36 protein-coding genes are annotated in these 22,442 nt (G+C 59.6%); 18 read left to right on the top strand and 18 right to left on the bottom strand.

Annotated elements, in window-relative coordinates; translation table 11 throughout:
• Nucleotides 1-8 precede the first annotated feature (8 nt).
• From K0F88_RS22525 to K0F88_RS22445, 18 genes are all read right to left on the bottom strand, one after another.
• Nucleotides 9-1,010 (bottom strand): RNA-directed DNA polymerase, encoded by a 1,002-nt coding sequence (locus K0F88_RS22525; protein ID WP_219096637.1) that lies wholly within the window; start codon nucleotides 1,008-1,010, stop codon nucleotides 9-11.
• Between the two features lie 370 nt (nucleotides 1,011-1,380).
• A complete protein-coding gene (locus K0F88_RS22520) occupies nucleotides 1,381-1,737 on the bottom strand; it encodes a four helix bundle protein (RefSeq protein ID WP_219096594.1) in 357 nt (118 codons plus the stop codon).
• 53 nt (nucleotides 1,738-1,790) lie between these two features.
• Nucleotides 1,791-2,414, bottom strand: a complete 624-nt coding sequence (locus tag K0F88_RS22515) for a DUF1566 domain-containing protein (RefSeq protein ID WP_219096593.1) — start codon at nucleotides 2,412-2,414, stop codon at nucleotides 1,791-1,793.
• 79 nt (nucleotides 2,415-2,493) lie between these two features.
• The gene (locus tag K0F88_RS22510; RefSeq protein WP_219096592.1) at nucleotides 2,494-3,099 is read right to left on the bottom strand and encodes a DUF1566 domain-containing protein; all 606 of its coding nucleotides are present in this window, start codon (nucleotides 3,097-3,099) and stop codon (nucleotides 2,494-2,496) included.
• 24 nt (nucleotides 3,100-3,123) lie between these two features.
• On the bottom strand, nucleotides 3,124-3,735 hold the full coding sequence (locus K0F88_RS22505) for a 3'-5' exonuclease (protein WP_219096591.1): 612 nt from the start codon (nucleotides 3,733-3,735) through the stop codon (nucleotides 3,124-3,126).
• Between the two features lie 65 nt (nucleotides 3,736-3,800).
• Nucleotides 3,801-4,022, bottom strand: a complete 222-nt coding sequence (locus K0F88_RS22500; RefSeq protein ID WP_219096590.1) for a hypothetical protein — start codon at nucleotides 4,020-4,022, stop codon at nucleotides 3,801-3,803.
• Entirely contained in the window at nucleotides 4,022-5,776 is a 1,755-nt protein-coding gene (locus tag K0F88_RS22495; RefSeq protein WP_219096589.1) for an AAA family ATPase, read from the bottom strand. The genes K0F88_RS22500 and K0F88_RS22495 overlap by 1 nt, the downstream gene beginning before the upstream one ends.
• Before the next feature lie 5 nt (nucleotides 5,777-5,781).
• A complete protein-coding gene (locus tag K0F88_RS22490; protein ID WP_219096588.1) occupies nucleotides 5,782-6,612 on the bottom strand; it encodes a DNA translocase FtsK in 831 nt (276 codons plus the stop codon).
• A gap of 9 nt (nucleotides 6,613-6,621) precedes the next feature.
• A complete protein-coding gene (locus K0F88_RS22485; protein ID WP_219096587.1) occupies nucleotides 6,622-6,822 on the bottom strand; it encodes a hypothetical protein in 201 nt (66 codons plus the stop codon).
• A gap of 5 nt (nucleotides 6,823-6,827) precedes the next feature.
• Nucleotides 6,828-7,784, bottom strand: a complete 957-nt coding sequence (locus tag K0F88_RS22480) for a hypothetical protein (RefSeq protein WP_219096586.1) — start codon at nucleotides 7,782-7,784, stop codon at nucleotides 6,828-6,830.
• Complete coding sequence (locus K0F88_RS22475) at nucleotides 7,781-7,990, bottom strand: hypothetical protein (protein ID WP_219096585.1); 210 nt, start codon at nucleotides 7,988-7,990, stop codon at nucleotides 7,781-7,783. The genes K0F88_RS22480 and K0F88_RS22475 overlap by 4 nt, the downstream gene beginning before the upstream one ends.
• 6 nt (nucleotides 7,991-7,996) lie before the next feature.
• Nucleotides 7,997-8,800, bottom strand: coding sequence for a PD-(D/E)XK nuclease family protein (locus tag K0F88_RS22470; RefSeq protein WP_219096584.1), 804 nt, complete (start codon nucleotides 8,798-8,800; stop codon nucleotides 7,997-7,999).
• Between the two features lie 124 nt (nucleotides 8,801-8,924).
• On the bottom strand, nucleotides 8,925-9,059 hold the full coding sequence (locus K0F88_RS32535) for a hypothetical protein (RefSeq protein WP_257605325.1): 135 nt from the start codon (nucleotides 9,057-9,059) through the stop codon (nucleotides 8,925-8,927).
• Complete coding sequence (locus K0F88_RS22465) at nucleotides 9,056-9,289, bottom strand: hypothetical protein (RefSeq protein WP_219096583.1); 234 nt, start codon at nucleotides 9,287-9,289, stop codon at nucleotides 9,056-9,058. Before K0F88_RS22465 ends, K0F88_RS32535 begins: the two co-directional genes overlap by 4 nt.
• A complete protein-coding gene (locus tag K0F88_RS22460) occupies nucleotides 9,286-9,573 on the bottom strand; it encodes a hypothetical protein (protein WP_219096582.1) in 288 nt (95 codons plus the stop codon). Before K0F88_RS22460 ends, K0F88_RS22465 begins: the two co-directional genes overlap by 4 nt.
• 72 nt (nucleotides 9,574-9,645) lie before the next feature.
• Entirely contained in the window at nucleotides 9,646-9,825 is a 180-nt protein-coding gene (locus K0F88_RS22455) for a hypothetical protein (protein WP_219096581.1), read from the bottom strand.
• Nucleotides 9,826-10,216: 391 nt separating this feature from the next.
• Nucleotides 10,217-10,483, bottom strand: coding sequence for a hypothetical protein (locus K0F88_RS22450; RefSeq protein ID WP_219096580.1), 267 nt, complete (start codon nucleotides 10,481-10,483; stop codon nucleotides 10,217-10,219).
• An 11-nt stretch (nucleotides 10,484-10,494) separates the two neighbouring features.
• Nucleotides 10,495-11,130: a LexA family transcriptional regulator gene (locus K0F88_RS22445; RefSeq protein WP_219096579.1), complete on the bottom strand. Its 636-nt coding sequence runs from the start codon at nucleotides 11,128-11,130 to the stop codon at nucleotides 10,495-10,497.
• Nucleotides 11,131-11,243: 113 nt separating this feature from the next.
• On the opposite strand from K0F88_RS22445, the gene K0F88_RS22440 reads away from it, so the two are divergent.
• The 18 genes from K0F88_RS22440 (at nucleotide 11,244) to K0F88_RS22355 (ending at nucleotide 22,424) form a co-directional block, all read left to right on the top strand.
• The gene (locus tag K0F88_RS22440) at nucleotides 11,244-11,483 is read left to right on the top strand and encodes a helix-turn-helix transcriptional regulator (protein ID WP_169856428.1); all 240 of its coding nucleotides are present in this window, start codon (nucleotides 11,244-11,246) and stop codon (nucleotides 11,481-11,483) included.
• A 2-nt stretch (nucleotides 11,484-11,485) separates the two neighbouring features.
• A complete protein-coding gene (locus K0F88_RS22435; protein ID WP_219096578.1) occupies nucleotides 11,486-11,794 on the top strand; it encodes a CII family transcriptional regulator in 309 nt (102 codons plus the stop codon).
• Between the two features lie 2 nt (nucleotides 11,795-11,796).
• Nucleotides 11,797-12,582 (top strand): DUF1376 domain-containing protein, encoded by a 786-nt coding sequence (locus K0F88_RS22430; protein WP_219096577.1) that lies wholly within the window; start codon nucleotides 11,797-11,799, stop codon nucleotides 12,580-12,582.
• Nucleotides 12,579-13,307, top strand: a complete 729-nt coding sequence (locus K0F88_RS22425; RefSeq protein ID WP_219096576.1) for a replication protein P — start codon at nucleotides 12,579-12,581, stop codon at nucleotides 13,305-13,307. Before K0F88_RS22430 ends, K0F88_RS22425 begins: the two co-directional genes overlap by 4 nt.
• Complete coding sequence (locus K0F88_RS22420) at nucleotides 13,300-13,677, top strand: DUF1064 domain-containing protein (protein ID WP_257605324.1); 378 nt, start codon at nucleotides 13,300-13,302, stop codon at nucleotides 13,675-13,677. The genes K0F88_RS22425 and K0F88_RS22420 overlap by 8 nt, the downstream gene beginning before the upstream one ends.
• A gap of 147 nt (nucleotides 13,678-13,824) precedes the next feature.
• Nucleotides 13,825-14,706: a hypothetical protein gene (locus tag K0F88_RS22415; protein ID WP_219096575.1), complete on the top strand. Its 882-nt coding sequence runs from the start codon at nucleotides 13,825-13,827 to the stop codon at nucleotides 14,704-14,706.
• A gap of 148 nt (nucleotides 14,707-14,854) precedes the next feature.
• On the top strand, nucleotides 14,855-15,250 hold the full coding sequence (locus tag K0F88_RS22410) for a putative holin (RefSeq protein ID WP_219096574.1): 396 nt from the start codon (nucleotides 14,855-14,857) through the stop codon (nucleotides 15,248-15,250).
• The gene (locus tag K0F88_RS22405) at nucleotides 15,243-15,527 is read left to right on the top strand and encodes a phage holin family protein (RefSeq protein WP_219096573.1); all 285 of its coding nucleotides are present in this window, start codon (nucleotides 15,243-15,245) and stop codon (nucleotides 15,525-15,527) included. The genes K0F88_RS22410 and K0F88_RS22405 overlap by 8 nt, the downstream gene beginning before the upstream one ends.
• Nucleotides 15,527-16,147 (top strand): glycoside hydrolase family 19 protein, encoded by a 621-nt coding sequence (locus tag K0F88_RS22400; RefSeq protein WP_219096572.1) that lies wholly within the window; start codon nucleotides 15,527-15,529, stop codon nucleotides 16,145-16,147. The genes K0F88_RS22405 and K0F88_RS22400 overlap by 1 nt, the downstream gene beginning before the upstream one ends.
• Before the next feature lie 26 nt (nucleotides 16,148-16,173).
• Nucleotides 16,174-16,572 (top strand): Gp49 family protein, encoded by a 399-nt coding sequence (locus tag K0F88_RS22395; protein ID WP_219096571.1) that lies wholly within the window; start codon nucleotides 16,174-16,176, stop codon nucleotides 16,570-16,572.
• 6 nt (nucleotides 16,573-16,578) lie between these two features.
• The gene (locus tag K0F88_RS22390) at nucleotides 16,579-17,058 is read left to right on the top strand and encodes a lysis system i-spanin subunit Rz (RefSeq protein WP_219096570.1); all 480 of its coding nucleotides are present in this window, start codon (nucleotides 16,579-16,581) and stop codon (nucleotides 17,056-17,058) included.
• Nucleotides 17,059-17,061: 3 nt separating this feature from the next.
• A complete protein-coding gene (locus K0F88_RS22385; RefSeq protein ID WP_219096569.1) occupies nucleotides 17,062-17,304 on the top strand; it encodes a hypothetical protein in 243 nt (80 codons plus the stop codon).
• A 10-nt stretch (nucleotides 17,305-17,314) separates the two neighbouring features.
• Nucleotides 17,315-17,848, top strand: coding sequence for a terminase small subunit (locus K0F88_RS22380; RefSeq protein ID WP_219096568.1), 534 nt, complete (start codon nucleotides 17,315-17,317; stop codon nucleotides 17,846-17,848).
• A complete protein-coding gene (locus tag K0F88_RS22375) occupies nucleotides 17,826-19,337 on the top strand; it encodes a terminase (protein WP_219096567.1) in 1,512 nt (503 codons plus the stop codon). The genes K0F88_RS22380 and K0F88_RS22375 overlap by 23 nt, the downstream gene beginning before the upstream one ends.
• A gap of 1 nt (nucleotide 19,338) precedes the next feature.
• Nucleotides 19,339-19,689 carry a hypothetical protein gene (locus K0F88_RS22370; RefSeq protein ID WP_219096566.1) on the top strand — a complete coding sequence of 117 codons (351 nt, stop codon included), beginning with the start codon at nucleotides 19,339-19,341 and terminating at the stop codon, nucleotides 19,687-19,689.
• A gap of 1 nt (nucleotide 19,690) precedes the next feature.
• Nucleotides 19,691-21,385, top strand: a complete 1,695-nt coding sequence (locus K0F88_RS22365) for a portal protein (protein WP_219096565.1) — start codon at nucleotides 19,691-19,693, stop codon at nucleotides 21,383-21,385.
• The gene (locus tag K0F88_RS22360) at nucleotides 21,385-21,702 is read left to right on the top strand and encodes a hypothetical protein (protein ID WP_219096564.1); all 318 of its coding nucleotides are present in this window, start codon (nucleotides 21,385-21,387) and stop codon (nucleotides 21,700-21,702) included. The genes K0F88_RS22365 and K0F88_RS22360 overlap by 1 nt, the downstream gene beginning before the upstream one ends.
• Complete coding sequence (locus K0F88_RS22355) at nucleotides 21,699-22,424, top strand: hypothetical protein (RefSeq protein ID WP_219096563.1); 726 nt, start codon at nucleotides 21,699-21,701, stop codon at nucleotides 22,422-22,424. The genes K0F88_RS22360 and K0F88_RS22355 overlap by 4 nt, the downstream gene beginning before the upstream one ends.
• Nucleotides 22,425-22,442: the final 18 nt, after the last annotated feature.

The raw sequence follows: 22,442 nt of genomic DNA, 5'->3' as shown, positions 1-22,442 counted from the left end.
GGGGTGACCTATCGTTTTTGAAAGGTTTTTGTCAGCGCGCCATTTACGGGGCGGCCTCTCTTCAACACGACACGAGCCAATGCGGCCCTGTCTTTCTCACTGTGGCTAGCCTGACTCAACAGGCCGAAGTAGCTGTTGGCGGTTTCGCGAAGATCCTCGACCGGAGCTGCAGCCGTGCGCTTCAATGCCTGGGCCAGTGATCGCTTGCGAGTGGTTCGCCGCCACGGCTTGATGACATGCCCGACGAAGTCGACGCCGCGATCTACGGGCTGCAGAATGGTTTTTGTTGGGTTCAGCCTGGCGCCGAGGCTTGGCAGGAAGGCTTCAACCTCTGCCAGCCATGCGTTGAGCTGCTGCGGCGACTCATGCAGGAACACGAAGTCATCGACGTACCGGACGTAGTGCTTGGCGCCGAGGCGGTGCTTGGCGAACTGGTCCAGCGCGTCGAGGTACACGTTGGCGAAGAACTGCGACGACAGGTTGCCGATCGGCAGACCGAGGCGGGCAGGTTGCGCGGTGAGCCGCTTGTGCTGCGGTACGCGATTGAACAGATGGGCCGGGCTTCGGACCTCGTAATCTTCGCGAGGGTCGTGCATCAGGATCTGTTCAGCGAGTGCCAGCCACCAGGGGTCGGTGATCTTGGCGGCCAGCTGCTTGCGCAGAACCTCTTTGTCGATGGCGACGAAGAAGTTGGCCAGGTCGCACTTGAGGTAGAAGATCGGCTTCGACCAGTTTTGGCTGGCGCTGCGGATCTTCGCTTCCAGCCGGGTGGCGGCGTACAACGTGCCGCGCCCGGGAATGCATGCACAACTGTCCGCTATGAAGCTGGCGTAGAAGCGCGGTGCCACACGGTTGTACAGCAGGTGGTGGACAACGCGGTCCCGGAAAGCGGCAGCCCACACCTCGCGGGCTTTCGGTCGGGTGACCACGAAACATATCGAACGGCCTGGCCGGTAAGTGCCGGCAATCAAGTCGTCGTGTAGACCGATCAGGTTCTTTTCCAGATCCATTTCGAAGGCCAATGCGCTGGCGCTGTTGCGCTTTGTGCGTCGGCAGTCGTAATAGGCTTGAACAAGTTCGCTGAACGGGTAGGGACCAAAAGTCGAATCTGCGGACGGGGCGGACGCGGAGCTCGTTGTTCTTGTCGTTGTTGTTCTGATTGCCATCATCGAAGTTCATGTTGAATGCGTTGTTGGCGGAGCGCTGCGACCTATCGTGCTATCTACGTCGCCAAGCCGAAGGCAGAGCCGATCAGCAAGGAAACTGCGCGAGACCTGCACGGACGCTTTAGACCGTCGGTATCTCTGATGCGCATGGCGGTGACCCAAAGGTCAGCGGCACGACCAGATTCAATTCGCACAGACCTGAAAGCCGTAACTCTCAGGTGGCGGGCGCGGTTGGGGTGGAGCGTTTCCAGGCATTGGCCTGTTTGCCAATCGAGGTGGTGACCTCTATTGCATTGGCATGCTGCGGGACGCTGATGAATCGGCTTTCTTTGAAAAGCCGCATCAGGAACTCGATCACCTGGACCTTCTCGACCAGCAATGTCAGGTGTGGGTGCTTGTCCCGAGTCGAGTTGGCTCGGGCAATCAACATCAGCACGTCGATGCACTCATCGATGACGCGCTTTCCGAGGGACTGCTTTAGATCTCGTGGAATGTTACGAGTCAGGTTCGTGGCCATCTGCAACAGGCCAAGTGAGGCTTTGTAGATACTCAAATCCGTGTGCATCGCCATGGGCGCGCTCTCCAAGAGCAACCGGCCGCAAGCGGCCGGATTAAATAAGCAAATTAATCAATCAATTGACTGCGGACGGGGCGGACGCGGAGCTCGCTGTCCTTGCCGCCGGTGAGGCTCTGACCGCCAACACCGAAGGTCATGGGGAATGCGTCGTAGGCGGAGCGCTGCGAACTCGACCAATACCAGGCGTCGCGGAAGGCTTCAGTTCCACCTTCTTGGAAGGCCGACAGCGTGGTCTGCGTCGGTGATTCTTCGGTGTACAGCTGGCCTACTGGCTCGCTATTCGGGTTGTCGCCGTTGCGACTGTTCGCCCAGTTTTCTTCAGTGGTGGGCTTGAAGTGGCGATACTGCAGCTCCTGCACGTCACGTGCCGGGATCGCCCAGCCGGTGAAGCCGCCGATGTCCAGTACCAACACCTTCTGCGCCAGTTCGCTGCCAGCGGCTGCCATCGCTTCGGTGTTCGCCCGGCTGTTGGTAAAGCTGTTGGCGCCTTCGATCTTCACACCGTACTCGCCCCATGCACCTTTCAGTTCGTGCGCCGCGCCGGCGGTGATGTTCAGGTAGCGCTTGCCGGTATCCGGGTCGCGGGTGATGCCGCTGAAGAACCCGCCACCGAACGGCTGGCCGATTTCCGGGAGTGTCACTGCTGGTGCTGCTTTCTCAACTGCGGACATGGTCTTTCCTCTTTTCGAAGACAACAAAAAAGGCGCTGAGCGCCCTGGTGTGCCGGATCAAGAACGAATGGATGAAGGATTAAATAAAGAATCTGCGGACGGGGCGGACGCGGAGCTCGTCGTAGTTGACGCCGTAGCCCTGAGTGCCAACACCGAAGGTCAAGTAGAATGCGTAGTCGGCGGAGCGCTGCGATGAGGACCAGTAGTAGCTATCCTTTGCGAACGCCTCAGGGCAGTTCAGCCAGCCTTGGTACAACTCGGCGGCGGCCGGCAGATAGAAGTCATGGTGACCATCTGCTTGATGCTCTGTGCAGGCGCTGGCTGCTGGGTGATCGTCATCGCTATTGCACAGCGCTATGCTGTTGGCACAGCCGTCCGTCTTGCTGGTAGCGCCGGACTCTTTGCCGCGTCCGCCCCATTCGTGAGCGCCGACGTCGTCCTTGGCGATGATCAGGTAGTGCGCCGGGACATCGCCGCGCACCGGGACGAAGCCACCATTGATGCCACCCTGGCCTGGCCAGTACTCGCCGATGGCGGGCGCTGCCGGATGCGATACAGGTTGCAGGTTTGCTGCCGGCGGCAAAGCCTGTGTGAAGAGCCCTGCAATCAGTAACTGGACAAGCCGCTCTGGCGTGGCCTTCATTTTGAAACCTTCGGCTTCGATAGAGATTTTGTTGGCTTTCATCTTGTGTCCTCGGTGTGGGGTGGCTTATGCCACCTGAGCAGCGGGCGGGTTCATCGCGAAGTAGATGCGTGCGCAGGCTTCGGTGTCGGGCCGTGCGCGGTGGCCACCGACCAGTTCTTCACCGGTGAAATGCAGAAGGGCTTCGGTCACAGTCGGAACCTTGAACTGCTTGCCGAACCCGGCGCGGATCATCTTTTCGGTAGGCGGGCACTTAACGATGTTCTTGCTCGACTGGCAGGTGCAGTAGCCTGCGGTGGTTTTGAAAGCGTCGGCCGCTTCCTTGCCCCGGTACCGAGACAGCGCAATGCGCATGATCCGGTCATCGAATTGGATGTTGTGGGCAACCCGCAGGCCTGCGCGTTCGTGAATGGCCATGAACCCGTCCAGCGCCTCAGACTCAGGGATGCCCAAGTCCATCGCCATTTCGTTGGTGATGCCGTGAATCGCGGTCACTTCGGACGGGATCACCCAGCCATCAGGGCGGATCATTGCTTCGAAGGGATCGACCAGCGTGCCGTCAGGGCTGTAGGCCAGGATGCAGATGTCCACCAGGTGCGGCTGGCGGGGGTCATCGCTTGGGTCACGGAACAGCGGGAGGCCGGTGGTTTCGGTGTCGTACGGGGTAATCAGATTCATGGGGCACTTTCCTTTGGGCGAAAAGAAGGCGCCCGTAGGCGCCTGTGGCATTGCGAGTGGGTGGGTTATTCGATGAAGCGGATATCGTGCAGGTTGGCGTTTTCGACCGTTCCGTCTGGTAGTTCCACGATGGCGACGGTGTAATTGCCCGGTCCTGTTTCAAATTCTTCGTACGCTGCACCGAACTGATGGAACGTCGCGATCAAAAGCTCAGACTCGGCCCAGTGCCCGCGAATACCTTCAGATGGGCTAACCCAAAATTTACGTTTCAGTTCGACCTTTCTCACTAGCCGGCCTCCTGCAGTTCTTGGTCGCCGACGGCAACGCCGCCCTCGATCCACACCGCGTTGATTTCTGGCGGCAGCTTGGCGGGCTTGGCCTTCAGGGTGCCGCAGACGATGGCGCTATCGATGGTTCCGGCCTTCGCCATGGCCACCAGCATGCCGAGTAGTTGCCCGCGTCCTGGCAGATCCAGCACGTCGAAGCGATCGAGTATCACGAACCGCAACCCCGAATGCTCAGCGATTGCCAAGGCCAGAAGGGTGTCAGCGCGCCACCGCTCCGACTCCGACAACAGCGTGTACAGGCGGCCGCCGGCAGTGATGTTCATGTCGGCGCCGATTTGAACCAGCTTCCATGTGGCCAGCTTTGAGGACTTGGCCAAGCTGTCGTTGAACGGCTTCAATGCGCCTTTGAGGATGTCGCTAGGGATGCCATCCGGGGCCAGCAGCTCGGCGATGTGCGTCCAGGCCTTCACGTCGGCATGGTGCGCGGCGGCGTCCTGTGCCTTTTGCTCGGCGCTGGCGATCAGGTCCAGGCGTTCGCTGATTGCATCGGCCTTGGCCTTGGCCGTGTCGCGCAGGTTGCGCTGCACTTGAATGGCCGACTGGACGCGTTCAATCATGGCGTCGGTGACTTCTTCGCCGGCAGTCTTCACCAGGGCGTCGAGGTCGCGGCCGGCCTGTTCCGACTCGGTGACAGCCTTCTGGTCATTGACCTGAGTGCGGGCCATCAAGTTGTAGGCGTCGTTCGCCTTCTTCAGTTCGGCCTGAGCCGTTGCCAGCTTCGCCGCGTCGGCGGTCTTCCCTTTGAACAGCTCCAGCACCTTGCCGACGATCTTCAGCTTTACGCCGCACGCCGGGCACTCGCACGGGCTTTCACCCGCGAACGCCTGTACTTGCTGCTCGCCTTCGCTGACCTTTGCTTTCCACTGCTCCAGTTCTTTGTTGGTGGCCTCGAGCTTGTTCTTGCGGCGATTCAGTTCGAGATAAACCTTTTCGAGCTCGACCTTGCGCACCGCTGCGCTGTCGCTGGCTTCGCGCTTGGCGTTCAGCCCGCCCAGGTGCTGGGTGCCTTTCTCGATTTCCTTCGCCGCGTCTGCCAGTTCGGTCTGAGCTGCTGCCAAATCGTCCAGCGTGACTTCGGGCGCGTCGTCCGGCAGTGCCTGGATAGTGACACTCCAGCCCTCGGCCTTCTCGCTGCCATAGGCTTCGCCGGTGAGCCCCTCCCACGCGCCACGGGATTCACTGGTGTAGGTCTTGGCCTGTTCCTGCGCAGCGGCGAACCCGCTCAACAGCAGGGGCTTGATCTTCTCCACCTTGGCCGGGTCTGCCTTCTTGGCCAGCAGCTTTTCGACGACCACTTGCGGCTTGCTGCTGGACTTGGTCAGAGCGAACAGCATTTTGCGGCGCTCGACGTCCTTCAGGCTGGCGAACAGTTGCGGGGTCAGCACATAGGGCAGGTATTCGTCACCGACCGCCAGCGTGTGGTCGCCCTTGCCATCCGGCAGGGTGTAGCTGCTGGCCACGTCGTCGTGACTGAAAATGATTTGAGCCTTCTTCTGGCCCTCGGTGACGAGTTGCTTGTAGTCCTTCTTCAAGGACACGCGCGCCGAACCGCCCAGCGCGAGATTGATTGCTTCCTGAAGGCTGGTCTTGCCGGCGCCGTTAGGGCCGCTGACCAGGGTGATAGGTGCGGTCAGGTCCAGGTTGCACGCTTGCAGGCCCTGAAAGTTCTCGACGAAAAGGTGGTTGGCGCGCATGGCGATTACTCCAGGTCCAGATTCGCCAGCTCGGCGATGACCTTGTAGGTGTTGACTATGGAAAGGTCGCCCTCGGTTTCGAGTTCGATCACGGCGTTGTCGACGAGGCGCAGAAGCAGGCTGGTGGCCTGGTCGCTGTCGATGGCGAGACGGCGTTGCAGATAGGCGACGTCGACGGTCTTGGCGTGCAGCACCACCAACTGGGCGGCGTCTTCGTAGCTGAAATCACCGAACTCTTTACCGATATCTGCGCTACGCCCTTCGCTCACAAGGGCGCTGAGTTCTTCCTCAGTACCCAGCGGGTGTTTCTCGCCGTCAGTCTCGTCTGGACCTATAGGCGTTGTACGTTCTTTTCGGTCGAACAGGTTGTCAGTCAGATCGCTGACGTGTAGCGGCAGGTCGCGCTGGTCGCGCTCCACCGTGAGGCTGTCCAAGCCTTCGGCATAATCATTCGGAGCCAGCACCAGCAGGCACAGTTTGCCGGCCACGTCGATCAGGCCATGACGGTTCGGGTCCTGGGCATCAATGGTCGCGGTGACCGTAATGCTTTTGGCCTTGAACTTGGCGTCGGCAACCGTCAGCGGGATTGTGTCGACGCTACGAGACGAAATGATCCCAACGGCGGTGTAGACCGCCGTGGTGACTTTTTCGGTTAACCGGTCGGTCACTTCCTGCCGCTGGCCTTCGTTCAGCTTGCTGAATGGGGCGGCGATGTTCTGCCATTCGAACATGGCAGCCTCGACCAGGTCGCGCACCAGCAACTGGTGTGCCAGCACCGAAGGCATGACGCCATGCATCTTTGCGCGTTCGATTGCCTCAAAGTGTTCAGTTTTCATAGAGTGTCCTCAGTGCTTGGCGATGCGCTCAAGCTTCGATTGTTGAGCCGGGCTCAGGTTGGTGTGGGCGGCGTACCGCTTGAAGCTGGCCCGGATGTTCTCGACGAATTCCTGTTCCCAGCCGCCGCTGGCGTGGAGCTCAGCTGAGACCAGGATTGCGGCGAATTCCTCAATGCTGTCGTAGATATCCAGGACGGATTGAGAAGCCATGGCAGTTACTCGACGTTGAGGCCGGCTGTGTCGGCAGGCTCATCGGTAACCGTTTCGGCCGTTTCTTTTGCGCTTTCGGCCTGTTCCGTTGCGGAATCGGCCGTTTCTGATGCAAATTCCTGCGATTCCGTTGCACCGCCGTCGCCCTGGGCGTCGTCATCATCGATGATCGCTGGCGGCTCAGGATCCTTGTTGCGCAGGTCGTTCACATCCACCGTGTAATTGCCGGCACCGTCTGGTGTGGCGTCGATGAAGTCGTGCACCTCTTCCTGCGTTTGCAGGCCCATCAGCAGTTCGGGCGCATACAAGCGACCGAACAAACTTGCTGCCCGATATCGCAGCATGATTTCCGGCATCGTCTGCCACTTGCTGCCGTTCTTGGTGAGCCAACCCTCATCAATCGCCATTTGCATGGAGACGGTCGGGCCGTCGAGGCGGTCGCCGGTTTCCTTCTCGATGACCCAGGCGCGGCAGGTGCGATGCTGGATCGTCACCTTGCGGGGCTCTTCGGTCTTTTTGTCGTTCTTCCAGACGACGGCCTTGTAGTCGACTACCTGGTCTTTACCGGGCTCGCTCAGGTCGAATCGCAGCGGGCTGAAACGGCCGCAACTGTTGATCGCGGCGATGATGAACTGGCTCGACCAGCTTGGGCGGCCCTCGATGACGTAAAGGTTCTGCATCACCATCAGCGGATCCGCACCCATGCGCATCGCCATGTTCAGCGCCACGACGCAGTTGGGCAGGCCTGCCGGGTTGGGCTGGTATCCTTCAACCCGGCCAAACTTCTTGATTTCGGTGAAGGCGCGGTACTGGGCAGGCACAAGGGTGGAGGCGCACAGCGCCTTGGCAACACGCTGGAGCTGATCGAAGCCGGAGCCGGTTAGCAGCGACATTGGGGAGTCATTCTTTGGGGCGGCGACAGCGCTGGTCTGCATTTCAGCCAGTGAGGTTGGTTTGCTCATTTCCGCACCTTCCGCGATTCGTTGTATTCGGCTTCAGTGGCGACCGAGACCAAGCGACGGTCCTCGATCTTCTTTTTCGGGTCTTCGTGCTGTTTCACCTGGCTGCTGTAAAACAACTCGCGATCCCAGACGCGGTGGGCGTTGATCATCGGGTTGTGCTTGCCGGTGGGATCAACCAGCCGAATGAACATGTCTTGCGCTTTCATGGGCAATTACTCGTGGTAGGGACAAGAGGACCAGCGCTGGCAGTACTTCGCGCTGCACAGAAAGCTCTGTGGGTTTGGGGGGAACAGGCCGGTGCGCAGCATGTCGGCGCCGATCTGGATCAGGCCGGGGAAGTCTTCGGTACCGACCATCATTTGCTTGGCGCCGCGTATCTCGCCGATACCGGTTTCCGGCGTGCCCTTGGTCTTGAGCCCGATGATGTGGGCCGGGGCGGTGATGGCCTCGCCGGTGGTGTGTTCGTAGAGAATTTCGTAGGTGCCTATCTGAGGGGCGTGGCCCTTCGTCTTGGCGACTCCCTTCACAACTGAGGCACCGCCGCTTTTAACGTCGCCGATGCCAAGGCCTTGGCTGGTCTTGCAGATCCGACCCCGGTCGAGCTGTCCGGTCAGGCGAACGATCACGCCACCACCGCAATCAATCTCCAGTGGCTTGGTGGTCAGCTCGACGGCCACAAAGTCATAGCGCGGGCTCACCTCGTTGCAATACATGGTGTGCAGCTTCAGGCCGATCGCTTCCGCCTGCGCCAGGGTGATGTCGGAGCCGCGCCAGTCCACTTCGTAATCCGGATTGCGCAGCGTGTGCACCAACATTTCGGCGGTGTCGTAGGCCGACAGGTTGCTGCCGTTGATGCGGGAGGAATCGAACGCCGCGGTGCTGGCGTGAATCGCGGTACCGAGCTGGGTACGCGGCCCGCTCGGTGACCGGTGCCCGAGGATGTGTATCCATTCCCACTTGTAGGCACAGTCAAAGAGCGAGCCCCAAGAAGAGGCTCGAATGGTTGTGACGGACATAGGGTTACCTATTGAGTGATCCAGCCGGCGATTGCAGGGGCCAGCAGAACGATGGTGATGAAGAGGGCGCCGACGATGGCTGAGGTCCGGCGGATCGCGCGGCGCCGGGAGCGCTGCGCAGTGGTCATGGCATCCTCACAACGATCATCCCGCGCCGAATCTCGATGCGAGTAAGGGGTGGCAGGTCGGCGACTAGAAAAAAGCCCTGACGGTTCAGGGCTTCGGCGAGTTCGCGGCAGGTTCTGGCGATGATCGTCATGGGGCAGACCTTCGAATGTCGGAGAGGAAAGCCTCGGACTGCACCTGATACATGCGATCAAGGCGGTCCACGTAGTGGCGGTGCTCGTCGATATCGATCGCGGCCAGGGCGTGAGCCATTTCAATGGCCATGCTCGTCTCTGCATGCAACTGCGCAGAAGAGTCGCCGTTCCGCAGCAGGGCAAAGCGTGAATCGATCATGCCCAGCGCTACTTCGTGTTTGCGGTTCATGCTGCCCACCGTGCCCGACGCGTGTTAGCGTCGATCTCAACCCACAGCGCTATTTCGATTTGCGGGCCGTACTGCTTGGCCAGCACTGGCAGTTGATGGGGCATCACGTCCATCCGGATGCCGTCATCGTCGTAGCAGATGGCCGAGTCCACTTTGAACTCCAGCTCCCGGCTGCCATAGAAGTCCCAGTCGCTGTTCCAGCCGTTGAATACCGGCGGGATGTTCTCGCAGCGGGTCACCTCCACCTGGAGGACAAACCCTTCAACAATCACTTCGTAATTCATGGTGGTCGCCTCCGTGGTGGCGGGGTGGTTGCATCCGTCTGCCCACTCGTTGGAATGGGCAGAGGTGATGCTTTACATGTCGTAGGGCGGCGTATCTCCAATGCGCTTTTTCTGTTCCGCCTGAAATGCCAGCGCCATATCGAAACAGCGAGTGGCGATTTCCTGAGCGCCCATTCCGTCGCTTCTGGCGAGCAAACCAACCATTGCTGCTACTGCGAAAGCCTTCGTGTCTTCGTGTTGATCGCGTGTCATTGTTTTTCTCCGGTTGTTTTCCCAATGCACCCGTCGCCAGGTGCATCAGTGAAAATGTCCGTTGCTCTCACAGGACCGGTTCGCTCACACCGGATCACGCTTCCCGCATCACTTGGGGCCTGCGTGCCACTTGGATGACGGCTTCTGAGCCATCACACCTGATCGCAGCCGGAACGCATGTGGCGTCGGCTGGCCTTCTATGCCTGAAGGCTCGGCGGTCTATCGATGTTAAAGAGCGCTGGCTTTCGCCGGGTTCCGAATCTGCGCTAATCGCAGAACATGGATTGCATTATGCGCAGATTTAATTCTGCGTCAAGCGCAGATTTATAAATCGCAGACGAAAAAAAAGCCCGCTCAAGGCAGGCTCATTTAGAGAGGGGTTAGGCGGGGATCAAAGGTTGTGCAGAATCAACCAGATAAAGAAGGCGGCGCCAACCACCATCGTGGCAATTTCAGCCCGGGACGTTTTCTCACCGAGCATCGCCGACACCACACAAGTGACCAAACACACGGCCATGCCGGCGCAAAAAACCAGTCCGGACTGTTTCCAGTCAAACAGATAGGTGAAGCCGGCCACGGCAATCAGGAACAGCCCGCAACCGAACAGTGAACCTGTGGCGTTGTTCCTGGTCGCGGCGGATTTCTCAGTGGCTTGCATGGGGCACCTGGTTAAAGGCCGGTCATCTTCGAATCGATCACGCGGCCAATGAACTTGCACTCACCATTGATAGGAATGGTGCGATAGCTCGGGTTGAGCGGGCGGAGGTATTTCAACCCGGCGTCTTCAATGTACTGCTTGAACGTGCTTTCACCGCTGTCCAGCAGCTTCACCACATAGTATTTGCCGCTGATCAGATCGGCTTCCGGCATTACCAGAATACGCGATCCCTCGGGAAAGCTGGGGTTTCCGGCGCAGGTCATGGAGTCACCGCGCACTGTCAGCCAGAACCCGTGCTCTCCGGCGTTCTCTGTCGAGGCGATCCAATCATCTGCATCGCCCGGGTGGAAGGTGTCGGAAGATTCTGCCCACTCGCCAGCAACAACCCAACTGATTAACGGATATTCCTTAGGCTCCCGGCTTGGTTGCAGGGCCATCTGCACGTTAGACATTCCAGCGTCTTGTTGCGGGCTCAGCTTGATACCCAAGACACTCATGATCTGCTTGAGCTTTTCCGGGGTGGTGCTTTGCAACCCACGCTCCAGGCGAGAAAGGTTGCCAGAGTCCGATTCGACCTGGTGCGCCAGTTCTTCGAGTGAAAGCTTTTTAGCTTTCCTTGCGTTTCTGATGATCTGTCCAATATCCATGGCGCAATTTTCCGGTGTTACTGCGTTGTGCGCAAAGCGATCAGCGCAGAATTTGTTTGCATTAAATCTGCGCTAATCGCAGAATCACCCTGAAATCAACTCAGGGCCCCGCCATGACTCCCTTAAAACGTGCACGTCTCGAAAAGAAATGGACGCTCGCCGATGTTTCGGCCCGTCTTGCTCAGATCGGTGACGCCATCGATTCCGGCAACCTTTCTCGCGTTGAACGCGGGGTTCAGCGTGCCTCCGCAGGTCTTGCGGAGAACCTGAGCAAGGTGTTCGACGGCGAAATCACCGAGATCCACATCCTCTACCCGGAGCGCTTTCCCGACTCCGGTGAACAGGCGGCCTGATCATGTCGACGAGCCCATTGAACCAAGAGCAGACCGTAAGGGCCCGCAAGAACTATTCCGTTCTCATGCAGAGCCTTGCATCGATCGGCAATGCCCCTGTCGCACTTGCAGTGGGTTGCGATGAAGCCACGATCAGCCGCATGAAGCCTGAGAAGTTCGAACAGCTCTGCCAGATCCTGGCGGTGCTGGGGCTGAAGATCGTCCCGAACGACATGCGCTGCTTCAACCAGCGCGATATCGAGGCGATTTTCCATCAGGCCAAGCGCTGGATGGAGCATGTGCAGCACGTCGACCAGCTCGAGGAGGACTAGCCATGGCAGCCCTTCCGTATATGCAGCTGTATGTCGCTGACTACCTGGCCGACACCATGCACCTGACCACTGAGGAACACGGTGCGTACCTGTTGCTGATCTTCAACTACTGGCAAACCGGCAAACCAATCCCGGTGTCACGTCTCGCCCGTATTACACGACTTTCCAACGAGCGTTGGACGGACGTTGAACGGTCGTTGGGGGAATTCTTCAACGAGCGTGATAACGAGTGGGTGCACGACCGAATTGAGCGTGATTTGGAAGCTGTGCATGCAACGCAAGCGCAGCGAATTGCAGCAGGAAAGGCGTCTGCAGAGGCTCGCAAGCAGGCCGCAAAGCCCCGTCCAGCAAAGGCCCGCAACGCTCGTTCAACGCCCGTTGAAATCCCGTTGAACGAAAACTCAACGAATAAAGAAGAGAAGAGAAGAGATACAGAAGAAGATCTAAAACCCCCTTTGTCCCCCCTTGCTGAAAGTCCAACACCAACCCCAGAGCCGAAAGCCAAGCGCAAAACCCGATTGCCCGAACCGTTCAACGTCTCGGGCGAAATGCGCAAGTGGGCACTCGAACGCGCCACCGCCGTGCACCTGATCAACGAAACCGAGAAGTTCGTGAACTACTGGCGCGGCAACGGCGGAACTAAAGCCGACTGGCCAGCAACGTGGCGCACCTGGTTTCTCAAAGCTCAGGAAGACGCCAATCGCCGCATGGCTTCGCCACAGCGCAGCACCGCACCGTCATCGCTTGATTTCAACAGCACCGACTGGGCCAGGGAGCCAATCCTATGAAATCCGTTACTGATATCACCAGGAACCTCGATCCGCAGCAGGCCCTGTCACACGCATCAGTCAGCCAGCCTGTTGGACCGATCAAGGTCGACCAGAACACCGCCGAGATCGTGAACCTTGTGTTCACCAAGCTTGCCGGTGTTTTTCCAGCTTGGCGCCAGGCATGGCCTGACAAGGATTCTCTCGATAGCGCAAAACGCGAGTGGATCGCAGGCTTTGTGCAGGGTGGCATCAACTCCCAAGACCAACTGGCCTACGGTTTTCGGCAGGCTCGCAAGTCATCCAACCCATTCGCCCCAAGCGTTGGTGAATTTGTCGCGTGGTGCACGCCAACCGCTGAGCAGCTCGGCTTGCCGCATGAATCAGACGCGTGGATCGAAGCCTTGATGGGCGTTTACAGCCACAAGGCCGTGAAGATCGCTGCTGAAGCCACCAGCACGTTCGACCTCAAGTCTGCACGTCAGGACGACAAGGCCCTGAAACAGCGCTTCGAACGCAATTACGCCATCGTCACGCGCCGCGCCCAGACCGGCCAACCGCTGGAAGGACGAATCGCGACCGGCATTGGCCACGACAGCATGCGTGATCGCCGGCAAGTCCAACTCGAGCACAGCCGCCAGGAAGCCGACCGCATCGTCGACACCCTCGAAATTCCAAAAGACCCGAAGGCCTGCCGCGCTCTGCTGCTGGCCAAGATGGGCATCCGGAGACAGCCCAATGTCTGATCACAAGCCCCAGCGACCGGGCGGTATGAGTCGATCACTGCAAGCCCTCGGCCGCCTCAAGACCGGCGAGATGAACAAGTCCGAAGCGGCCTACGAGGTTTACCTCAAAGACCGCCAGTACCTGGGCCACATCGCGTGGTTTAAGTTCGAGGGGATCAAGCTTCGCCTCGCGGACAACACGTTCTACACGCCTGACTTCGCCGTAATGCTCGCTGATGGCTCGATGGAACTGCATGAGGTCAAGGGATTTTGGACTGACGACGCGCGGGTAAAAACCAAAGTCGCGGCCAGCCTGTATCCGTTCCAGATCGTCGCAGTCACTGCCAAAACCAAAAAGTCCGGCGGTGGCTGGGCGTTTGAGAAGTTCTAGGAGGCGTTATGAACACAATCCTGCTCGCCGGCTTCTTCGCCTTCTGCGCCCTTTGCTACATGGGGCTTAGGCTCTACTGGCTCGGTTTGCCAGCCGTTTGCCAGTGAAACACCGAACTACGCAGAACTACGCAACAAGGGGATATTCATGAAACTTATCAGTGCGCGGCAGGCTTGGCGGGAAGCGTTGCACGAAAGCCGTGACTCGGTGCTGGCCGCAGCGCAGGAGCGTGCGAGGCTCGGGAAGAAGGGGCGCGTGGTGGGTGAGACCATGCCCTCGATGCGTGACAGCAACGGGCGCTGCGCTCACATGCTGGCCGCTGGGCTGGTCCAGTCAGCGATAGGCACGCTGCCGAAGCCGTTGCAGCACTTCGGGCACGCGCTGTACTCACCCATCGCCAACGGCCAGGACATCAACGTGGCGCACGCTCTGGTGTGGCTGACGGTCGAACTGGGCGAGTGCACGGCCAAGCGCAAGGAAGTTGCGTATTGGATGGCCCTAGCCGCGATCAAGAGCCACCAGGCGGCGGTGAATGGTCGCGAGGCGTGGGGGCCTGCTCGCGTTGTCGAGTTCGTGCACGACTGGTACGGGACGAAAGTGAGCGTGCAGAACTGGGCGCGTGACTGGGCAGGGATCTGGGGCGCAATTGCTCGCACCGTCGACAGCCTGGACGCCAAAGCCTTGAAGCCTGTTGCAGCGGTCATCGTGCGCATGGGCGAGCGTCGTCAGCCCGGAGCCTGTCGTTGGGAGTTGTACGACCGTGAGCACGTTGCAGACCTTCGGGCCGAGGCTTACGCCGCTCGCCGTGATTTCGCCCGTGACGCACTTCGCCAGCGCCTGGGTGCAATGACCGTGGAGCAGCTGCGCAGATGGTTTCATCGCATGAACGTTTACGGCGCCGCCTACCGCGCGGAGTGGGGCAGCGACACTCAAGAGAACCCAGGCCGCCACCTGATCTACGTCGACCGAATCACCGAGTACTGGAACCAACGCCAGCGCGTAGGAGACGTGACAAAAAGGGTCGCTTGACCAAATGAGGAGGGTTCCGGTACATTTTCCCCAAGTTGCAAAGTTACGCCCAGCTCCCAGAAACCCGCCAAGTGCGGGTTTTTTGTTGCCAAAAATTCAATCTTGAGCCTCGCCGTCGTGCGGGGTTTTTCGTTTCCGGGGTACGCAAATGGCAGAGCCAAGCAGCGGTGCAGTGTTGGCCGCTCAGGCGGCTGCGGGTGTGGCAGGGATTACCGGAGTTACAGCGGCGAGCTTGATGCCCGGCGTTGACGTGAACGCCGTGGTCGGCGCGTTCGCTGGCGCCATGTTCTTCGTGGTGTTCGCCAAGGACCTGAAGCCGCTCGCACGTTTCGGTTACTTCATCGCGTCCTGGGTGCTGGGTTACTACGTGGCCAGCGAGGTTATCGGACGCGAGTGGGCCAGGACTTCGGGCCTTGTCGCATTCTTCGGCGCGCTGTTCTGCGTTGCCGTATGCATCAGCCTTCTGGAGTGGATCGACGGCGGCAAGATGCCGGGCTGGCTGCAGTGGGTAGCTGACAGATTCGGAGGTAGCCGCAATGGTTGATCCATGGACTTTGGCAGCCGCCGCGATCTGTGGCGCAATCTGCTTTCGAATCGCGTTCTACCAACGACAGGGCGCCCGGTACCGCGCTGGCGTTTCGTGGTGCGCCTACGCCTTGGCTGCCGCTACTGGCTGCGAATGGCTTTCCGTGATGCTGGCAGTGCTTCTGGCCCAACCCACCACAGCCGTATCCCCCTTCATCCTGATTGTGCTGCTGGTGCTTGCAGTGCTGGTTTACCGCGCCGGCGGCAACGTCGCCCGCATCCTGAGAATGGACTGATGAAAATCACACCTTCCCACCTGGTGGCAATCATGCGCTGCCAGGACGCCACTGCACGCCTGTGGGCTGACCCGCTCAACGCTGCATGCGAGCGCTTCCAAATCGACACACGCTTGCGCCTGGCTGCATTCCTCGCCCAGATCGGCCACGAAAGCGGCCGCTTGGAAAATGTGGTCGAGAACCTGAGCTACAGCGCAGCGGCACTGCAACGCACCTGGCCCAATCTGTTCGACGCCGAGCTGGCCGCCGAGTACGCGCACAAGCCCGAGCGCATCGCAAACGTCGCGTACAACGCCCGCATGGGCAACACCGCTGCCGGCGACGGCTGGAAGTATCGAGGCCGGGGCCTGATCCAGATCACCGGCAAGAACAACTACGCCGCGTGCGGTGAAGGCCTCGGCCTGGACTTGGTGACAACCCCAAGCCTGCTGGAGGCACCAAAGGGCGCCGCGCTGTCAGCGGCCTGGTACTGGGTCAGCCGGAACCTGAACGCCCTTGCCGATATCGGCGACATCCAGAACATCGGCAGCTTGATCAACACCGGACGGCGCGGACGTGTGCCGCACGGTGCTGCTGAGCGGCTGGCGCTGTACCAGGTCGCGCTGAAAGCGTTGGCTTGATCCTTTCCCCACCCGAGGCAATCCCCGTGAACGATAAAACGATTGAGCAAGAAATTCAGGCGAAGGGCCTGACAGCTCCCCGCATCACTCCCTACGATCTACAAGCGAATATCGATCGAGTTGTGTACTTCACCGCCCTGGACGGCGTTGTAGGTGAATTCGCAAGCACCGGCTTTGGTGTCACCGAAGAGTCGAAACAAGACATGAAGTCTTTGAGCTTGCTGACCTTCTGCGTCATCACGCTGAAGAACGGCTTCACCGTCACCGGCGAATCGGCTTGCGCCAGTCCCGATAACTTCGACGCCGAGATTGGCCGCAAGATCGCGCGGCAGAACGCTGAACAGAAGATCTGGCCGCTCATGGGCTATGAACTGAAACAGCGCCTGCATCAGCAAACTCTGCCAGCTCAAGCACCGACCGAGTAAGCCACCATGAATCGCTACCTGCTCATTGCCCTTGCCGTGTGTGCGGTAGCGATTCTATTCGGCTGGCAGTACATCGGGCGCCAGTCCGACCAGTTGTCCACGGCCGAGACCACCATCGGCACGCTGGGCGACACGATCACCACCCTTGAAGCGGCGGCCCAGTCCCGGCGCAACACCCAGAAGCTGCTGGCCACCCTCGACACCGAACACACAAAGGCCATGACCGATGCTAAAGCCGTTACTAACCAGCTTCGTGCTGATGTCGCTTCTGGCGCTCGCCGGCTGTCCATCAAGGCCACCTGTCCCGCTGCCACTGTGCGAACCACCGCCGGCGCCGCCCGCGTGGTTGATGCAGAAGCGCGAGCCGACATTGACCCCGCGACTGCTGAACGAGTTGTCGCCATCACCACCGACGGCGACGAAGCTATCCGCGCCTTGAACGGGCTGCAGGACTACGTCAACCGCGTTTGCCTGAAAGGAAACTGAGTCATGCCTACGTTCAACGTCCGCACCTACGAAGAGAACATCGCAGTCACCGCTGACACGGTTGAGTTCTGTGTCGACGGCATCCGCCTGCTGTTCAAGAACGGCGACAAGGTCGTAGCGGGCTTCTCGCGCTACCTATGGGTGCGTGAGGTCGTGGCTGCCGAACCGGCGTCAGAAGTTCCGGCAGCCACAACACTACCAACCGAACCAACCCCTGAGTCTGCGCCAGACACGCAGCCCGAGTAAGTGAGTCCCTATGGCCCTGACAGCGAAGCAACAGGCATTCGTCATCGAGTACCTGGTTGACCTCAATGCTACGCAGGCAGCCATTCGGGCGGGGTACAGCAAGCGCGGGGCCAAGGATCAGGCCTGGCAACTGATGCAGCGTCCGGACATCGCAGCAGCTATCAAAGCGGCCATGGAGGCCCGCAACGAACGCACGAAGGTGGACGCCGACTACGTGTTGAGCCGTCTGACCGAGATCGACCAGATGGACCTGCTCGACATCCTGGAAGACGACATGTCCATCAAGCCGCTTTCGAAGTGGCCCAAGGTGTGGCGCCAGTCGCTGTCGGGTTTCGATATCGCCGAGATGTTCGAGGGTGTTGGCAAGGAACGCGACCTGGTCGGTCTGATGAAGAAGATCAAGTGGCCGGACAAGGTGAAGAACCTTGAACTGCTCGGCAAGCACGTCAATGTGAACGCCTTCCGCGACCAGGTGAGCGTTGATGTCAACGTCTCGCTCTCTGAACGGATGGCCAAAGCCCGTGAACGCGCCAGCAAAGGTTGATGCGGAAGACCTGCTGGTTGAGGACATTCTTTCGTTTGCCGATGACCCGCTGGGTTATGTCTGGTACGCGTTCCCATGGGGCGAGCCAGGTACCGAGCTGGCGAACAAGTCAGGCCCGCGTCAATGGCAGATCGATGTCTTGGACTCGATCGGCAAGAAGATCAGAGCAGGCGCCAAGGATCTGGGAGACGTCATCCACGAAGCGGTTGCCAGCGGCCACGGTATTGGCAAATCGGCGCTCGTGTCCTGGATCATCAAGTGGGCGCTCGACACGTCCATAGACACGCGCGGCGTGGTTACGGCCAACACCGAAACGCAGCTCAGGACCAAGACCTGGCCCGAGGTTGCGAAGTGGAATCGCCTGTCGATCACGGCTCACTGGTTTCGCCTGACCGCTACGGCGCTGATCAGCACGGATCCAGAGCACGAAAAGAACTGGCGCATCGACGCCGTGCCTTGGTCGGAGAGCAACACCGAGGCATTCGCCGGTCTGCACAACGAAGGCAAGCGCCTGTTACTGATCTTCGACGAGGCATCGGCCATCGCTGACCTGGTGTGGGAAGTGGCTGAAGGTGCACTGACCGACGAAAACACCGAAATCATCTGGGCAGCGTTCGGCAACCCGACCAAGAACACCGGCCGGTTCCGGGCGTGCTTCACCCGTTACAAACACCGGTGGACACACCGCCAGGTCGACAGCCGCACGGTTGACGGCACCAACAAGACGCAAATCGCCAAGTGGCAAGCGGACTACGGAGAAGACAGTGACTTCTTCCGCATCCGTGTGCGCGGCATGTTCCCGAGGGCTTCCGAATTGCAACTGATCCCGACCGACTGGGTGGCTGATGCCATGAAGCGCGACCCGGTGTTCGGCATGGACGACGCCATGGTCTGCGGCATCGACATTGCCCGGGGCGGTGCAGACAGCAACGTGATCAGGTTCCGCCGCGGGCTCGACTCGCGATCGATACCGGCGATCAAGATCCCCGGCAGTGAGACCCGCAACACCACAGTGTTCATCGCCAAGGTCTGCACGGTGGTGCAGGAGCACCGGCCGGACGCGGTGTTTGTTGATGCCACCGGCGTTGGCGGCCCTGTGGCTGACCAGCTGCGCCGCCTGATGCCCGGCATTGTGATCATCGACGTGAACTTCGCCAGCGCAGCGCCTGACCGGCATTACGCGAACATGCGGACGTACATGTGGTGGCAGATGCGCGAGGCATTGCGTGCAGGCTTGGCCATCGACAGCAACGAAGAGCTCGAAGCCGAGCTGACCTCACCCATGTACACGCACAACGCCAGCGACCAGATCGCGCTGGAGAAGAAGGACGACATCAAGAAGCGCCTCGGTATCTCCCCGGATGACGCCGACGCTTTGGCGCTCACCTATGCCATGCCGGTGATGAAGAGCCAATACAACGACTACGGAAAATCCGGATCCAGCAACAACGGCCTGGAATCTGATTACGACCCATATGCGGAGGCATGACATGTGCGGCAAAAGCATTAAGAAACTGATGAACAAGGCCATTGACCTGGACCCGCTGCGCGGCGGGGACGTGATCCTTGAAGGTATGGGCCTGCCCAACCTGACCGGCGAAAACACCGGGTTCCTGGGCAAGGCCGACCGCGAGAAAGAGGCGGCCAAGGCTGCATCAGGTTCTGGCACAACCGCCAATCCAACGGCCGCGACCACCAGCAGCGACTCAGTGCAGGCCGCTGTTGACGCTGAACGCCGTCGCCGTCTGGCGCAGTCAGGCCAGAACGGCACCATCCTGACTGGTTCGACTGGTGTTCTGGGCGGTGCCAACACCAGCCAGAAAACGCTGTTGGGGGTGTAAGTTGGCCGACTCCCTGCGCGATCAGCTCGAAAAGCGCTACACCCGCCTGAAGGCTGAGCGCGACAGTAATTGGCTGCCTGAGTGGCGCGAACTCGGTGAGTACTTCAGCCCGCGCTCTGTCCGTGAGAACAGCTCAGATACCAACAACGGCAAGCGCCGCGATCAGAAGATCATCAACCCAACCGGCCGATTCGCCGCCAGAACGCTTGGCGCAGGCATGCACACAGGCATGACAAACCCGGCCTCGCAGTGGGTCAAGTTCGGCACCCCTGATCCGGGATTGATGAGCTATGCGCCTGTAAAGGAATGGATTTATGCGGTTGAGAAGGCCATGCGTGAGGTCATGGCCAGGACGAATCTCTATAGCGTTTTGCCAAACCGCTACGCCATGGAAGGCATATTCGGCACGGCGCCGATGATTGCGCTACCGCACGACAACGATCTGCTGCGTTTTCACCCGATGGCCGTTGGCACCTACATGCTGGCGAACAACAGCGACAACCAGGTCGATACGCTTTATCGGGATCTGCGTCTAACTGCGCGTCAGATGGAACAGCAATACAGCAAGGACAGCCTGAGCCAAACGGTAAAGACCTTGTTGAGCAGTAATCCTGAAGCGTGGGTTGATGTCGTTCACGCCATTGAGCCGAATGACAGTCGGGAGCCAGGGCGCAAAGACAACGGGAACATGCCGTTCCGCTCTGTGTATTGGGAGAAGGGAAGCGATAAAGACAGCGTGTTGCGCAAGTCAGGATTTAAGACGTTCCCGTGCTTTGCTCCTCGCTGGGATGTTGAGGGTGAGGATGTTTACGGCACAGGGCCGGGTTCTCTTAGCATTGGCACGAACAAGGCTGTGCAGTTGATGGAGCGGCGCAAAGCCGAACTGCTGGAGAAGGGTGTGCGGCCCCCAATGGGGGCACCAGCAAGCCTCAAGAATCAGCGCGCCTCGATCCTGCCGGGCAGCATCACCTACCTGAACGACATGCAGGTAGGTGCCAAGTTTGCCCCCCTGTTTGAAACTCAGCCTGCTTGGTTCGCTGCGTTGCGGAGCGAGATTCAGGCCGACAGCGACATCATCGACACGGCCTTCTTCGTCGACTTGTTCCTGATGATCAGTCAAATGGACAGCGTCCGGACAGCTTACGAGATCGCGACCCGCAAAGAAGAGAAGCTGCTGATGCTGGGCCCCACCTTGGAGCGCCAGACAGATGACCTGCTCGACCCACTGGTCGACATGATCTTCAGTCAGATGATTGAGCAGTCAATTCCACGTTGGACGGGGCTTTTGCCTGGGGCTCCGTTGATTCCACCTCCGCCAAAGGAATTGCAGAACCTGGACCTGCGTGTCGAGTTCACCAGCATCCTCGCCCAAGCACAGAAGGCTATCGGCGTATCGAGCATCGAACGCGCCATTGGCTTCGCCGGCCAGGTTGCCACCACGACACAAAGCATCAACGCGCTGGACCTGCTCGACGCTGACGAAGCGATGCGGCAGTACTTCGAACTTATCGGCACACCGCCAACCCTGGTACGCGCCGACGACATGGTTTCTGAAATCCGCAAGCAGCGTGCACAGCAGCAGCAACAGGCTGAGATGCAGCAGCAGTTGGGCAGCGTCATTCAAGGGGCACAGATGCTCAGCGAGACCGATACCAGTGGCAATAACGCCCTGACGCAGCTGGCGGGGGCGGTGTGATGGACGACCTCGAAGACCTGGACGCTTTACGTGAACAGGACGAAAAAGCCAAGCAGACCGCACGCCAACAGGAGGTCGCCGACTTCCGATGGCTCATGAATGACCATCGAGGCCGGCGTTTCATGTGGCGCCTGATGGGGCATTGCAAGGTGTTCCAACCCTCATTCAACCCCCACGGCGGGGTGATGAACTTCAACGAAGGCCAACGAAATGTTGGCCTTTTTCTTTTGGGCGAAACAAACGACCTGTGTCCGGCGATGTTCCCGGTCATGGCCTCCGAGAACGCCCCCAAGCCTGTAGAGGATGAATCCAATTGAGCACCTTGATGATGAAACTGATGGGTCGCGTCCTGATGAACGAAGCCACAGCTGACGGCGCCCCATCGGGCGGTGCGGCACCAGCAACGCCAGCGGCTGCACCAGCAGCCCCCGCACCAGATTCCACCCTGTTGACCCCTCCAGCAGCACCAGCAGCCACTGACCCTAAACCCGAAGGTGAGCCGCCAGCTAAGCCCGGAGATCCCGCAAAACCAGAAGACGGAAAGCCCAAGGATGAGGGCAAGAAAGACGAGCCACAGGGCGCGCCTGAGGCTTACACCGACTTCAAGCTGCCCGAAGGCATGGACATGGACGCCGAGGTGCTTGGCGAATTCAAAGGACTCGCCAAGGAGCTGAATATTTCGCAGGAAAAGGCCCAGCAGCTGATCGACTTCCAAACGAAGTTGGCCACCAAACAGGCTGAGGAATACCAGGCCGCCGTAACCAAGCAAAAGGAAGATTGGGCGGCAGCGGTGAAAAATGACCCTGAGCTGGGCGGGGAGAAATACGAAAAGAGCGTAGAGAGCGCGGTCAAAGTCATCCAGGCATTTGGTGATGAGGGTTTGAAAAACCTGCTCAACACCACCGGCTTGGGCAACAACCCGGCGCTTTTCAAGTTCTGCCACCGCGTCAGCCAAGCCATCTCGGAAGACAAGTTCGTCTTGCCGGGCAACCAGCAAGACGCACCAAAAGAAATGAGCATCATCGACGCCTTCAAGTAAGGCCCTGATAAATCGTAG

The organism is Pseudomonas sp. UMAB-40, from assembly GCF_900095275.1.
GTDB lineage: Bacteria > Pseudomonadota > Gammaproteobacteria > Pseudomonadales > Pseudomonadaceae > Aquipseudomonas > Aquipseudomonas mandelii_B.
This window is presented reverse-complemented; position numbering and strand designations above follow the sequence as displayed.

What these genes read in the sequence shown, in the direction of transcription:
- K0F88_RS22525 (WP_219096637.1), bottom strand. Translation starts at nt 1,010, where the DNA reads ATGGATCTGGAAAAGAACCTGATCGGTCTACACGACGACTTGATTGCC.
- K0F88_RS22520 (WP_219096594.1), bottom strand. Translation starts at nt 1,737, where the DNA reads ATGGCGATGCACACGGATTTGAGTATCTACAAAGCCTCACTTGGCCTG.
- K0F88_RS22515 (WP_219096593.1), bottom strand. Translation starts at nt 2,414, where the DNA reads ATGTCCGCAGTTGAGAAAGCAGCACCAGCAGTGACACTCCCGGAAATC.
- K0F88_RS22510 (WP_219096592.1), bottom strand. Translation starts at nt 3,099, where the DNA reads ATGAAAGCCAACAAAATCTCTATCGAAGCCGAAGGTTTCAAAATGAAG.
- K0F88_RS22505 (WP_219096591.1), bottom strand. Translation starts at nt 3,735, where the DNA reads ATGAATCTGATTACCCCGTACGACACCGAAACCACCGGCCTCCCGCTG.
- K0F88_RS22495 (WP_219096589.1), bottom strand. Translation starts at nt 5,776, where the DNA reads ATGCGCGCCAACCACCTTTTCGTCGAGAACTTTCAGGGCCTGCAAGCG.
- K0F88_RS22490 (WP_219096588.1), bottom strand. Translation starts at nt 6,612, where the DNA reads ATGAAAACTGAACACTTTGAGGCAATCGAACGCGCAAAGATGCATGGC.
- K0F88_RS22485 (WP_219096587.1), bottom strand. Translation starts at nt 6,822, where the DNA reads ATGGCTTCTCAATCCGTCCTGGATATCTACGACAGCATTGAGGAATTC.
- K0F88_RS22480 (WP_219096586.1), bottom strand. Translation starts at nt 7,784, where the DNA reads ATGAGCAAACCAACCTCACTGGCTGAAATGCAGACCAGCGCTGTCGCC.
- K0F88_RS22475 (WP_219096585.1), bottom strand. Translation starts at nt 7,990, where the DNA reads ATGAAAGCGCAAGACATGTTCATTCGGCTGGTTGATCCCACCGGCAAG.
- K0F88_RS22470 (WP_219096584.1), bottom strand. Translation starts at nt 8,800, where the DNA reads ATGTCCGTCACAACCATTCGAGCCTCTTCTTGGGGCTCGCTCTTTGAC.
- K0F88_RS32535 (WP_257605325.1), bottom strand. Translation starts at nt 9,059, where the DNA reads ATGACGATCATCGCCAGAACCTGCCGCGAACTCGCCGAAGCCCTGAAC.
- K0F88_RS22465 (WP_219096583.1), bottom strand. Translation starts at nt 9,289, where the DNA reads ATGAACCGCAAACACGAAGTAGCGCTGGGCATGATCGATTCACGCTTT.
- K0F88_RS22460 (WP_219096582.1), bottom strand. Translation starts at nt 9,573, where the DNA reads ATGAATTACGAAGTGATTGTTGAAGGGTTTGTCCTCCAGGTGGAGGTG.
- K0F88_RS22455 (WP_219096581.1), bottom strand. Translation starts at nt 9,825, where the DNA reads ATGACACGCGATCAACACGAAGACACGAAGGCTTTCGCAGTAGCAGCA.
- K0F88_RS22450 (WP_219096580.1), bottom strand. Translation starts at nt 10,483, where the DNA reads ATGCAAGCCACTGAGAAATCCGCCGCGACCAGGAACAACGCCACAGGT.
- K0F88_RS22445 (WP_219096579.1), bottom strand. Translation starts at nt 11,130, where the DNA reads ATGGATATTGGACAGATCATCAGAAACGCAAGGAAAGCTAAAAAGCTT.
- K0F88_RS22440 (WP_169856428.1), top strand. Translation starts at nt 11,244, where the DNA reads ATGACTCCCTTAAAACGTGCACGTCTCGAAAAGAAATGGACGCTCGCC.
- K0F88_RS22435 (WP_219096578.1), top strand. Translation starts at nt 11,486, where the DNA reads ATGTCGACGAGCCCATTGAACCAAGAGCAGACCGTAAGGGCCCGCAAG.
- K0F88_RS22430 (WP_219096577.1), top strand. Translation starts at nt 11,797, where the DNA reads ATGGCAGCCCTTCCGTATATGCAGCTGTATGTCGCTGACTACCTGGCC.
- K0F88_RS22425 (WP_219096576.1), top strand. Translation starts at nt 12,579, where the DNA reads ATGAAATCCGTTACTGATATCACCAGGAACCTCGATCCGCAGCAGGCC.
- K0F88_RS22420 (WP_257605324.1), top strand. Translation starts at nt 13,300, where the DNA reads ATGTCTGATCACAAGCCCCAGCGACCGGGCGGTATGAGTCGATCACTG.
- K0F88_RS22415 (WP_219096575.1), top strand. Translation starts at nt 13,825, where the DNA reads ATGAAACTTATCAGTGCGCGGCAGGCTTGGCGGGAAGCGTTGCACGAA.
- K0F88_RS22410 (WP_219096574.1), top strand. Translation starts at nt 14,855, where the DNA reads ATGGCAGAGCCAAGCAGCGGTGCAGTGTTGGCCGCTCAGGCGGCTGCG.
- K0F88_RS22405 (WP_219096573.1), top strand. Translation starts at nt 15,243, where the DNA reads ATGGTTGATCCATGGACTTTGGCAGCCGCCGCGATCTGTGGCGCAATC.
- K0F88_RS22400 (WP_219096572.1), top strand. Translation starts at nt 15,527, where the DNA reads ATGAAAATCACACCTTCCCACCTGGTGGCAATCATGCGCTGCCAGGAC.
- K0F88_RS22390 (WP_219096570.1), top strand. Translation starts at nt 16,579, where the DNA reads ATGAATCGCTACCTGCTCATTGCCCTTGCCGTGTGTGCGGTAGCGATT.
- K0F88_RS22385 (WP_219096569.1), top strand. Translation starts at nt 17,062, where the DNA reads ATGCCTACGTTCAACGTCCGCACCTACGAAGAGAACATCGCAGTCACC.
- K0F88_RS22380 (WP_219096568.1), top strand. Translation starts at nt 17,315, where the DNA reads ATGGCCCTGACAGCGAAGCAACAGGCATTCGTCATCGAGTACCTGGTT.
- K0F88_RS22370 (WP_219096566.1), top strand. Translation starts at nt 19,339, where the DNA reads ATGTGCGGCAAAAGCATTAAGAAACTGATGAACAAGGCCATTGACCTG.
- K0F88_RS22360 (WP_219096564.1), top strand. Translation starts at nt 21,385, where the DNA reads ATGGACGACCTCGAAGACCTGGACGCTTTACGTGAACAGGACGAAAAA.